The sequence below is a fragment of the Nocardia wallacei genome (assembly GCF_029869545.1).
GTDB classification, from domain to species: Bacteria; Actinomycetota; Actinomycetes; order Mycobacteriales; family Mycobacteriaceae; genus Nocardia; species Nocardia wallacei_A.
Window position 1 is genome coordinate 1 of the sequence record NZ_JARWQD010000061.1, and the last position, 10,055, is coordinate 10,055.

Annotated in this window: 11 protein-coding genes; all 11 read right to left on the minus strand. The window is 67.1% G+C overall.

Annotation, left to right across the window (positions count from 1 at the left end):
* Nucleotides 1-269: 269 nt before the first annotated feature.
* On the minus strand, nucleotides 270-704 hold the full coding sequence (locus QH290_RS03335; RefSeq protein ID WP_280268163.1) for a DUF2550 domain-containing protein: 435 nt from the start codon (nucleotides 702-704) through the stop codon (nucleotides 270-272).
* A gap of 227 nt (nucleotides 705-931) precedes the next feature.
* Complete coding sequence (locus QH290_RS03340; RefSeq protein ID WP_280268164.1) at nucleotides 932-1,621, minus strand: MspA family porin; 690 nt, start codon at nucleotides 1,619-1,621, stop codon at nucleotides 932-934.
* 24 nt (nucleotides 1,622-1,645) lie between these two features.
* Nucleotides 1,646-2,323 carry an MspA family porin gene (locus QH290_RS03345; RefSeq protein WP_280268165.1) on the minus strand — a complete coding sequence of 226 codons (678 nt, stop codon included), beginning with the start codon at nucleotides 2,321-2,323 and terminating at the stop codon, nucleotides 1,646-1,648.
* 216 nt (nucleotides 2,324-2,539) lie between these two features.
* Nucleotides 2,540-2,914: a F0F1 ATP synthase subunit epsilon gene (locus QH290_RS03350; RefSeq protein ID WP_280268166.1), complete on the minus strand. Its 375-nt coding sequence runs from the start codon at nucleotides 2,912-2,914 to the stop codon at nucleotides 2,540-2,542.
* Nucleotides 2,915-2,920: 6 nt separating this feature from the next.
* Nucleotides 2,921-4,369 (minus strand): F0F1 ATP synthase subunit beta, encoded by a 1,449-nt coding sequence (gene atpD / locus QH290_RS03355; RefSeq protein ID WP_280268167.1) that lies wholly within the window; start codon nucleotides 4,367-4,369, stop codon nucleotides 2,921-2,923.
* A 27-nt stretch (nucleotides 4,370-4,396) separates the two neighbouring features.
* Complete coding sequence (locus tag QH290_RS03360) at nucleotides 4,397-5,365, minus strand: F0F1 ATP synthase subunit gamma (protein WP_280268168.1); 969 nt, start codon at nucleotides 5,363-5,365, stop codon at nucleotides 4,397-4,399.
* A gap of 59 nt (nucleotides 5,366-5,424) precedes the next feature.
* Nucleotides 5,425-7,062, minus strand: a complete 1,638-nt coding sequence (atpA, locus tag QH290_RS03365; protein ID WP_280268169.1) for a F0F1 ATP synthase subunit alpha — start codon at nucleotides 7,060-7,062, stop codon at nucleotides 5,425-5,427.
* Between the two features lie 54 nt (nucleotides 7,063-7,116).
* Nucleotides 7,117-7,926: a F0F1 ATP synthase subunit delta gene (locus tag QH290_RS03370; RefSeq protein ID WP_280268170.1), complete on the minus strand. Its 810-nt coding sequence runs from the start codon at nucleotides 7,924-7,926 to the stop codon at nucleotides 7,117-7,119.
* Nucleotides 7,927-7,945: 19 nt separating this feature from the next.
* Nucleotides 7,946-8,503: a F0F1 ATP synthase subunit B gene (locus tag QH290_RS03375; protein WP_280268171.1), complete on the minus strand. Its 558-nt coding sequence runs from the start codon at nucleotides 8,501-8,503 to the stop codon at nucleotides 7,946-7,948.
* A 5-nt stretch (nucleotides 8,504-8,508) separates the two neighbouring features.
* Nucleotides 8,509-8,757 (minus strand): ATP synthase F0 subunit C, encoded by a 249-nt coding sequence (locus QH290_RS03380; protein WP_187684978.1) that lies wholly within the window; start codon nucleotides 8,755-8,757, stop codon nucleotides 8,509-8,511.
* Between the two features lie 70 nt (nucleotides 8,758-8,827).
* On the minus strand, nucleotides 8,828-9,604 hold the full coding sequence (atpB, locus tag QH290_RS03385; RefSeq protein WP_483244088.1) for a F0F1 ATP synthase subunit A: 777 nt from the start codon (nucleotides 9,602-9,604) through the stop codon (nucleotides 8,828-8,830).
* Nucleotides 9,605-10,055: the final 451 nt, after the last annotated feature.

Consider the following 10,055-nt stretch of genomic DNA (forward strand, 5'->3'; position numbering starts at 1 on the left):
CCCCGCCCCCTCTGCACCCTCAAATAACCCCCGCCCCGGCCCCCCCGCCTAACCGGGCCGCCGCCGGGGCTCCAGGGGACCCCCCATCAATACCCCCGGCCGGCGGCTGGTGCTTCCCCCCCCGCGCCCCCCCCCGCCGGCAACGACCGCGACCGCCGACGCCGGGAACAAAGCGAGCGCAGACGCCGGGAACGAAAGCAGGCGCAGGCGTCGGGAATGAAGGTGGGCGCAGGGGCCGGGACGGATGTGCGGAAGGGTGGGTGGGGCGGTCAGGAGCCGGAGAGGCGGGGTGGGCGGCGGCGGATTCGTTCGGAGGGGCGGGATTCGACCCAGGAGAGGAAGGCGGCCAGGGCGCCGCGGTCCAGGGCCAGCTCGTAGCTGCCGTCGCCGTCGGATACCGCGATCACGATGATGTCGTCGGTCATGATGTCGTACTCGTCGCCGACCGGGCCGCGCCGATCCACGACCTCGATGCCCAGGCGGCGGATCGAGGCGTCCGCGCCCAATTTCAGGCTCGTCAATTTGAAGAAGACCAGGCGGTCCTCGCCGTAGCGGATCAGGCCGTGCCGCCAGCCCTGACCGCCCTTGGCGGGCAATACGCGCAGGATCGCGGCGGTACCGCCGCGGCGCAACATGACGAACCGGTAGACCGAAATCAGCGCCAGGGCGACGAGCAGCAGCACCAGAATGAGAAGCAGCACCATCCCGGTCCGCAATCCAGGTCCGTCCCTTCGCCTTTGCCCCTGTGCCGTTGCGGGTACCGTGCCATCCCGAACAAGGTCACCGTTGGGGGCGAGTCTACAAACCGTCCCGAACCGCGGTGCGCGCGGTACTCGCGGCACGGTAAGGGCGTGGCACACAGCGTAATCCGGGGCCGGTGCGCGGGACTCGCAATCGGCGCATCCGACCGTCGAATCCCGCTGCCTCCGGGTCAGCCGATGCTGAACGGCGCTCCCCACACGGTGATCATGCTTTCCGCGGCGTCGGTGGAGACGTCGGCCATCGTGAAGGCCCGGGCCTGCGCATACCCGCCGCAGCCGTTGACCGCGAAGGTCTCGTCGGTCCAGCTGACGCTCGCGTGCGAGCCCTTCACCGTCGGATGCCGCTTGTGGTCCTCGTTGCCGTAGTCGTCGGGCTGCTCGATATCCAGCAGGTACCGGGCGACCGCCTGACCGGGCCCGATGGTGAGCGTCTCGGTGGCCCCGATCACCGGCGCCGCGGGCACCAGCGCACCGTTGGAGGTCGTGGTGCCCTGAGTATCCGTTTCTTGCGACGTCAACGACGCGATATCCACCTGGCACCCGACCACATATCCGGGATTCAGCTGGATACCGGCCGAGGATGCCCCCGGACCCGAAACATCCGCGATCACACGGCCGCTCGTCCAGACGTTGCGGTGCAGCGGCGTCGCGCCCATCGAGCCGCTGATCTTCGCCGACTCGTCCACGATGGACAGCGTGACCTCCGTGCCGTCGCCCAGCGTGGCGGTGATCGAACCGCCCGGCAGCGGCACGAAGGTATCGGCATTCGCCGCGCCCGCGGAACACAAACCCATTCCGACGGCCACCGCCAGCGCCAGTCCCGACACCCGGCCACATCGCAAAGCAATACTGCGGATCATGCGCCTTCCTTTCGCAGAGCCGGGTCAGCCGATGCTGAACGGCTGGCCGTACAGGGTGAGCTTCTGATAATCGGGGCCGATGACCTCGACGACCGCGAAACTGCGGGCCTGCGCATAACCGGCGCAGCCCTGCACATCCATCGGGACGTCCCGGTAATTCAGGTAGTACTGCCCGGACTTGGTCATGTCCTTGTTGTTGATCTGCACCCACTTCACCTCACCGGGGCTGATCGGGAACGACAGCCCGGCGGCGGCCGACGGTGTCTGCGACAGGGTGACGGCCAGCGAGGGGCCGAAATTCCCCAGCGCGACCTGACATCCGACGATGTAGCCGACGGTGAGCCCGGAGGATCCGTGTGTCGACGAATTGTTGGTGCCCGGCTCGTTCAGGGCACCGTTGTTGGGCCCGACCTCACCCGGCGGCGTATCGATGTCAACTGTGACGTTGCCGGTGACCCACGCGGTGCGCCCGGCGCCGTTGGCGGCCAGCGACGGCGAGATAATCGCGCGCTCGCCGGTGTTGGTGATTTTCACCCCGCGGCCCTCGATATGCCCGTCGGGCAGCGGCACAAATGTGTCCGCCCGGGCCGCGCCCGGCGACCACAATCCGACAGCGGTCACGAAAATTGCTGCGGCCGCGCCGATTCGCGCCCGCCACCGCAACCCTGTTACCTGGTACTTGTTCATCCACCCCTCGCTCATCGTGGCGAGGCCGCCCCGTACTACCGATGGCGACCACGCGTGCGCCAACTAGCCAGTGCTGAGGTAATGCTCGGTACTTCAGGTGGAGCTGGAAAGCCGAGAAAGCCGACGAACAATCGGCGAGTTCGGTCTCGAACGGACCGTTGCCAGATGTTAACAGCAAAGGCCCCCAGGGCAATTCCCCGGGGGCCTCGCTCGATTATTACGCGCCGGAAATCAGGCGTTCGCGGCCTCCGCCGCGCGCACCTGTCCCCGCGCCACATTCTGATCCTGCTCGGAGGCATTCGGATCGGCGAGCACCGCACGCGCGGCGGTGACATCCACATCACCGGCGAATTCCGCGGATTCGGCGAGAATCCGCACCGACGACGCGGTCACCGAGAAGAAACCGCCGTGCACGGCGGCGACGATGCGCTCGCCCTCGGTGCTGTCGATGGTCACCGTGCCGCCCTCGACCAGCTGGCCGAGCAGCGGCTCGTGGCCGTGCAGAATACCGATCTGCCCCTCGGTGGTCTCGGCGATGACGAAATTCGCCCGCCCCGACCACAGCCGCCGTTCGATGGCGACCAGATCAACTGACATGTCAGCCATGGTGGACTACTTTCCGGCGATCTTCTTCGCGGCCGCCTCGACGTCGTCCAGGCCACCGCAGGAGTTGAACGCCTGCTCCGGCAGGTGGTCGAACTCGCCCTTGCAGACCCGGTCGAAGTCGTCGATGGTCTGCTCCAGCGGCACGACCGAACCCGGCTGACCGGTGAACTTCTCGGCCACGATGAAGTTCTGACCGAGGAACTTCTCCAGGCGGCGGGCGCGGCCGACGAGGACCTTGTCCTCCTCGGAGAGCTCGTCCATACCGAGGATGGCGATGATGTCCTGCAGCTCCTTGTACTTCTGCAGGATGCGCTTGACCTCGTTGGCCACCGCGAAGTGCCGGTCGCCGACGATCGAGGCCTCGAGGATGCGCGAGGTCGAGGTCAGCGGGTCGACGGCCGGGTAGATGCCCTTCTGCGAAATCGGGCGCGACAGCTCGGTGGTCGCATCCAGGTGCGCGAAGGTGGTCGCCGGCGCCGGGTCGGTGTAGTCGTCGGCGGGCACGTAGATCGCCTGCATCGAGGTGATCGAGCGGCCGCGGGTCGAGGTGATCCGCTCCTGCAGCTGACCCATCTCGTCGGCCAGGGTCGGCTGGTAACCGACGGCGGAAGGCATGCGGCCCAGCAGGGTCGACACCTCGGAACCGGCCTGGGTGAAACGGAAGATGTTGTCGATGAACAGCAGCACGTCCTGGCCCTGCACATCGCGGAAGTACTCCGCCATGGTCAGCGCGGACAGCGCCACGCGCATACGGGTGCCCGGCGGCTCGTCCATCTGGCCGAAGACGAGGGCGGTGTCCTGCAGGACGCCCATCTCCTCCATTTCCAGGTGCAGGTCGGTGCCCTCACGAGTGCGCTCACCGACGCCCGCGAACACCGAGGTGCCGGAGAACTCGCGCGCGATACGGGTGATCATCTCCTGGATCAGCACGGTCTTGCCGACACCGGCACCACCGAACAGGCCGATCTTGCCGCCCTTCACGTACGGGGTGAGCAGGTCGATGACCTTGACGCCGGTCTCCAGGATCTCGGTCTTGCCCTCGAGCTGGTCGAACGGCGGCGGCTGGCGGTGGATGCCCCACTGCTCGCCGTCGCGGCCGGTGCCCGGCGCGTCGAGGCAGTCGCCGAGGGCGTTGAACACATGGCCCTTGACGACGTCGCCGACCGGGACCGAGATCGGCTTGCCGGTGTCGGACACCGGCACGCCGCGGACCAGGCCGTCGGTCGGCTGCATCGAGATGGTGCGGACGATGTTGTCGCCGAGGTGCTGTGCGACCTCGAGGGTCAGCGTCTTGGCCACCGACGGGAGGGTGACCTCCGCGTGCAGGGCGTTGAACAGCTCGGGAATGGCACCCCGCGGGAACTCGACGTCCACGACGGGGCCGATGACCCGGGCGACGCGGCCTGTGCCAGCGCCCGCCCGGCTCGTGTTTTCTGCAGTAACTGCTGCGGTCATTTGTCTTCTTCCTAGGTGGGCTCGGGCTCAGTCGCTAGGACTTGCTGCCAGCGCATTCGCGCCGCCGACGATTTCACTGATTTCCTGCGTGATGTTGGCCTGCCGGATCGAGTTCGCCTGGCGGGTCAGGTTGTTCACCAGATCCGTGGCATTGTCGGTGGCGGCCTTCATTGCCGTGCGGCGCGCGGCCGACTCCGAGGCCGCGGCCTCGAGCAACGACGAGTAGATGCGGGTGTTGATGTACTTCGGCAGCAGCGCCGCCAGCAGCGTGTCCGCATCGGGCTCGAACTCGTACTGGGCCGTGACCTCCGCGTCGGCGGAATCGGTGAACGAATCCGGGCCCATCTCGTAGTTCTCGTCGACGAAGCTCACCTGGATCGGCGCCAGCCGGCGCACCTCCGGGGTCTGGGTCAGCATCGAGACGAATCGCGTGTACACGACGTGCAATTCGTCCACACCGGCCATGGTGCCCGTCCCGTTCGGCAGCTCCACCTCACCGTCGGCGCCGGCCATGAATGCCTCCACCAGGTGATTGCACGCGGCCGACGCGTCGGTGTAGTTCGGGCGCTGGGAGAAGCCGACCCACGAACCGCTCACCTCGCGCTGGCGGAAGGTGTAGTACGTCAGGCCCTTGGCACCCATCACGTAGAGCACCGGCTCCTTGCCCTCGCCACGCAGCGTGGTGACCAGCTCCTCGGCGCGCTTGAGCACGTTGGAGTTGTAGCCGCCGCACATGCCGCGGTCGCTGGTGATCACCAGGATCGCGGCGCGGCGCGGATTCGGGCGCTCCACCAGCAGCGGGTGGTTGAGATTCTGGGAGGCGCCGGCCAGCTCGCCGAGCACCTTCGTGATCTCCTCCGAGTACGGCTTGGCCGCCGCGACCCGGGCCTGCGCCTTGGTGATTCGCGAGGTCGCGATCAGCTCCTGAGCCTTGGTGATCTTCTTGATCGAGCTCACACTGCGAATGCGGGAGCGCAATTCGCGCACGCTTGCCATCAGCTACTCACACTCCCTTCAATCGCTCGGTCTTCGACAGACATCGGTCTACGACCCGATCACTTCTCGACGTGCTTGCGGGTGACCGCCAGCGACTCGACCTCTTCGTGGTCCAGCTCGCCCGCGCCGGCCTCGTTCACGACGCGGCTGCCGTCGGAGGCCAGGAAGCCCTGCTTGAACTTCTCGGTCGCGGCCTTGAACTGCTCGGCAGCCTCGCCCTCGACCCGCTTACCGCCCTCGATCGCCTTGAACGCGTCGGCGGCGCTGCGGTGCAGATCCTCCAGCAGTTCGGCGTTGAAGCGGCGGACGTCGCCGACCGGCACCGAGTCGAAGTAGCCGCCGTCGACCAGGAAGATCGACACGATCTGGTCCTCGACCGCGACCGGGCTGTACTGGTCCTGCTTGAGCAGCTCGACCCAGCGCGCGCCGCGCTCCAGCTGCGCCAGCGAGGCGGCGTCCAGGTCGGAGGCGAAGGCGGAGAACGCCTCCAGCTCGCGGTACTGGGCCAGCTCCAGGCGCAGCGAACCGGCCACCTGCTTCATGCCCTTGGTCTGCGCGGCGCCACCGACGCGGGACACGGAGGTACCGACGTTGATCGCCGGGCGCACACCCTTGTTGAACAGGTCGGACTCGAGGAAGACCTGGCCGTCGGTGATGGAGATGACGTTGGTCGGGATGAACGCCGAGATGTCACCGGCCTTGGTCTCGATGATCGGCAGACCCGTCATCGAGCCCGCGCCCAGCTCGTCGGACAGCTTCGCGCAGCGCTCCAGCAGACGGGAGTGCAGGTAGAAGACGTCACCCGGGTACGCCTCGCGGCCCGGCGGACGGCGCAGCAGCAGCGAGATGGAGCGGTAGGCCTCGGCCTGCTTGGACAGGTCGTCGAACACGATCAGCACGTGCTTGCCCTGGTACATCCAGTGCTGGCCCAGCGCCGAACCGGTGTAGGGCGCCAGCCACTTGAAGCCGGCGGAGTCCGACGCGGGCGCCGCGACGATGGTGGTGTACTCCATCGCGCCGCGCGCCTCCAGCGCGGCCTTGACGCCGGCGATGGTCGAGCCCTTCTGGCCGATGGCGACGTAGATGCAGCGCATCTGCTTGGTCGGGTCGCCCGACTCCCAGTTCGCCTTCTGGTTCAGGATGGCGTCGATGCAGACGGCGGTCTTACCGGTCTTGCGGTCGCCGATGATCAGCTGGCGCTGGCCGCGGCCGATCGCGGTCAGCGCGTCGATGGCGGTGATGCCGGTGGCCATCGGCTCGCCGACCGGCTGGCGCTCCAGCACGGACGCGGCCTGCAGCTCCAGGGCGCGGCGCTCGTCGGACTCGATCTCGCCCAGGCCGTCGATCGGCTGGCCGAGCGGGTCGATGACGCGGCCGAGGAAGTTGTCGCCGACCGGCACCGAGAGCACGTCACCGGTGCGGCGGACCTGCTGGCCCTCCTCGATGGTGTCGAACTCACCCAGGATGACCGCGCCGATCTCGGTGTCCTCGAGGTTCAGCGCGACGCCCAGCACGCCGCCCGGGAATTCGAGCAGCTCGTTGGCCATCGCCGAGGGCAGGCCGCTGATGTGGGCGATGCCATCGCTGGTGTCGGTGACCACACCGACTTCCTCGATGGAGGTCTCGGGGGTGTAGCTCTGGGTGTAGCTCTCGATCGCGCTACGGATCTCATCGGGGGAGATCGTCAGCTCCGCCATGGTTCTTCCTGCTCTCGCTGTCTGGTCTGGAATGTCGGGGTGTGGCGCGCCGGGTTACCCGAGGGACTGGCGCAGCCGCTGCAGTCGGCCGACGGCACTGCCGTCGATCACGTCGTCACCGACGCGCACGACGACACCGGCCAGCAGGCTCGGGTCGACCTGCACGTGCACGGTGACCGGCTTGTCGTAGATGCGCCGCAGCGAGGCCGCCAGGTGTTCCCGCTGCTGCGGCGTCAGTTCCGAGGCGGCACGCACGTGCGCCACGATCTGCTTGCGCAGCGACGCCGCCAGGTCCGACAGGTGGTCGAAGACGACACCGACGTCGCCGTGCGAGCGGCTGACCGCCTGCTCGGCGAGCTGGATCGTGATGTCCTCGGCCTTGCCGGTCAGCAGGCGCGTGATCAGGCCGCGCTTGTCCGCGGCGGACTTGCCGCGGTCGGCCAGGGCCTGCTCGAGGTCCGGATTGTCCTCGACGATGCGACCGAGCCGGAACAGCTCGTCCTCGACGGCGTCGATCCGCTCGCGATCGGCCGCGGCGCGCAGCAGCGCCTCCCGGCCGAGCAGCACCAGCGTGTCGACCAGGTCCCGGGTGCGGGACCAGTCCTCGGCGACGGCCGTGGTCAGCACGGCCTGGGTGGCCGCGCTGATCTTGCCGCCGAAGACGCGTTCGGCCAGTTCGGCGCGCGCCGAACTCGACACCGACTTATCCGCGAGCGCTACACGCAGCGAACGCTGGTCGTCGAGTACGGCGACAACGGCGAACAGTTCGGAGCCCGTCGTGGCGGCGACGGAGTCGCTCCCGGTGAGAGCGGCCGAAAGAGCTTCCCGGGCACGGGAACTCGCCTCGCGGCTCGCTGCGTACATGCTTCCCACTTTCGTGTCGCTACCTTCCGACCCCGATGCCGGCCTTCTCGTCCAGCTCGGCGAGGAACCGGTCGATCGACGCGGCCTGCTTGGCCTCGTCCGACACCGACTGCCCGATGATCTTCTCGGCCAGGTCGACGGCGGTGTTGCCCAGTTCCGACCGCAGCTCGGTCACGATCTGCTGGCGCTGGGCGTCGAGCTGCGCATTGCCCGAGGCCACGATGCGGTCGGCCTCGGCCTGCGCGTCCGCGCGCATCTGCGCGAGGATCTGCTGGCCCTGGGTGCGCGCCTCTTCACGGATGCGCGCGGCCTCGAGCCGGGCCTCGGCCAGCTGCTGCTGGTACTGCTCCAGCGTCGCCTGCGCCTCGGCCTGCGCGGCCTCGGCCTTGGCGATGCCGCCCTCGATCTTGTCCGAGCGCTCGTCGAGCACCTTCATCAGGCGCGGGATGACGTACTTGTAGAAGACGAACCCGATGATGATGACGCAGACGGCCGACCAGACGATGTCGTACGGCTCCGGGAGGAGCGGGTTTTTGTCCTCCGCCGCCTCTTCGGCGAGCAAATGTATCCCGTTCATGGCAATCAGAAGATGAAGCCGGCGACGAGACCGATCAGTGCCAGCGCCTCGGTGAACGCGATGCCCAGGAACATGTTGGTCCGGATGGTGCCCTGCAGCTCGGGCTGGCGGGCGATGCCCTCGATCGCCTTACCGACGACGATGCCGACGCCGATACCGGGGCCGATGGCGGCCAGACCGTAACCGATCGCGCCGTAGCCCTTGACCTTCTCGGAGGTCTGGGCGAGTTCGGCGGCCACGTAGGAGAGGCTCATGAGATTTCTTTCCCTTTCTGTTGCCCACCCGCCGGGCGACGAGGTGGGGCAGTCTTGTGCGGTTGTGCGGTCAGTGCGAGTCGGCGTGCTGCGCCAGTCCGATGTACACGGCGGTGAGCAGCGCGAAAACGTAGGCCTGCAGGAAGATCACCAAGATCTCGAAGAGAGTGAAGGCGAATCCGCCGAGCAGTGCGAACGGGGACAGCCCCTTCATCCAGGCCGCGCCGTCGAACAGGAAGTACTGGGTCGCGCTGAAGAACAGCACCAGCATGATGTGTCCGGCCAGCATATTGGCCATGAGTCGGACGGTCAGCGTGAACGGGCGCAGGATGAAGGTCGAGATGAACTCGATCGGAATCAGCAGCCCGTGCATCGCGATCGGCACATTGGGCACCACGATGCTCGAACGCATGTACTTCCAGAAGCCGTACTTCTTGATACCCACGTAGTTGAACGCGACATAGGCGATGGCGGCCAGCACCAGCGGCATGCCGATTCGCGCGTTCGAGGAGATGTTCAGGAAGGGGATGATGCCCGAGAAGTTCAGGAACAGCACCGTGAAGAAGATCGTCGCGATGAGCGGGAAAAACTTCCGGCCCGATTCCTTGCCGAGGACCTCGTCGCAGATCTGCTCCTTGACGAACAGCAGGCCCGACTCCGCGATGTTCTGCAGCCCGCGCGGCACGATCTTGGGGCTGCGGAATGCCAACAGCATCACCGCGACCAGGACGGCCGTCATCAGGATGCGGATGAGCATCAAACGGTCGAGCTCGAAAGGCGTCCCCTCGAACAGCACAGCTGGAGGGAAGAAATCTGACAGCGACGGCGCGTGAAACTCGGCCGCCAAAGTGGTGACGCTCAGCGTTCTCTCCCGTGTTCGGGCCGCAGGACATGCTTTCGCCTGCGGTTCGATCGGACATTGACGATCTTGTGGTCGACTCAGGTCGGCTCGAGTTCGTCAGCAGCTGCGCGGGTCGGCATACCCGCCATGGCGTCTGTACGTCGGCGACATCGTCGACGGTGCAGAGCCGAACCCCCTCAGGTCCGGCACGGCTGTAAGCATAACCACCCTGGCTCGATGATCGTGATCGCCCCTGGTTTGGCTGCCTACGGTAAAGAGTTTACCAAGCTATCTACGACAACGTGTAGGGGGTGCGCTCAAACATTTGAACGGCCTTGCTCCGCGCGGTCCTCCGGCGTGTCGACCACCGGAACGCGTTGCCGCAGAAGGCCGTACGTTTCCGCGCCCAGCACGATCAGCAGCGCACCGACGACGGTGAGGAACAGGGTGCCGGGGC

What these genes read in the sequence shown, in the direction of transcription:
- QH290_RS03345 (WP_280268165.1), bottom strand. Translation starts at nt 2,323, where the DNA reads ATGAGCGAGGGGTGGATGAACAAGTACCAGGTAACAGGGTTGCGGTGG.
- QH290_RS03350 (WP_280268166.1), bottom strand. Translation starts at nt 2,914, where the DNA reads ATGGCTGACATGTCAGTTGATCTGGTCGCCATCGAACGGCGGCTGTGG.
- atpA (WP_280268169.1), bottom strand. Translation starts at nt 7,062, where the DNA reads ATGGCGGAGCTGACGATCTCCCCCGATGAGATCCGTAGCGCGATCGAG.
- atpD (WP_280268167.1), bottom strand. Translation starts at nt 4,369, where the DNA reads ATGACCGCAGCAGTTACTGCAGAAAACACGAGCCGGGCGGGCGCTGGC.
- QH290_RS03380 (WP_187684978.1), bottom strand. Translation starts at nt 8,757, where the DNA reads ATGAGCCTCTCCTACGTGGCCGCCGAACTCGCCCAGACCTCCGAGAAG.
- QH290_RS03335 (WP_280268163.1), bottom strand. Translation starts at nt 704, where the DNA reads ATGGTGCTGCTTCTCATTCTGGTGCTGCTGCTCGTCGCCCTGGCGCTG.
- QH290_RS03360 (WP_280268168.1), bottom strand. Translation starts at nt 5,365, where the DNA reads ATGGCAAGCGTGCGCGAATTGCGCTCCCGCATTCGCAGTGTGAGCTCG.
- QH290_RS03370 (WP_280268170.1), bottom strand. Translation starts at nt 7,926, where the DNA reads ATGTACGCAGCGAGCCGCGAGGCGAGTTCCCGTGCCCGGGAAGCTCTT.
- QH290_RS03375 (WP_280268171.1), bottom strand. Translation starts at nt 8,503, where the DNA reads ATGAACGGGATACATTTGCTCGCCGAAGAGGCGGCGGAGGACAAAAAC.
- QH290_RS03340 (WP_280268164.1), bottom strand. Translation starts at nt 1,621, where the DNA reads ATGATCCGCAGTATTGCTTTGCGATGTGGCCGGGTGTCGGGACTGGCG.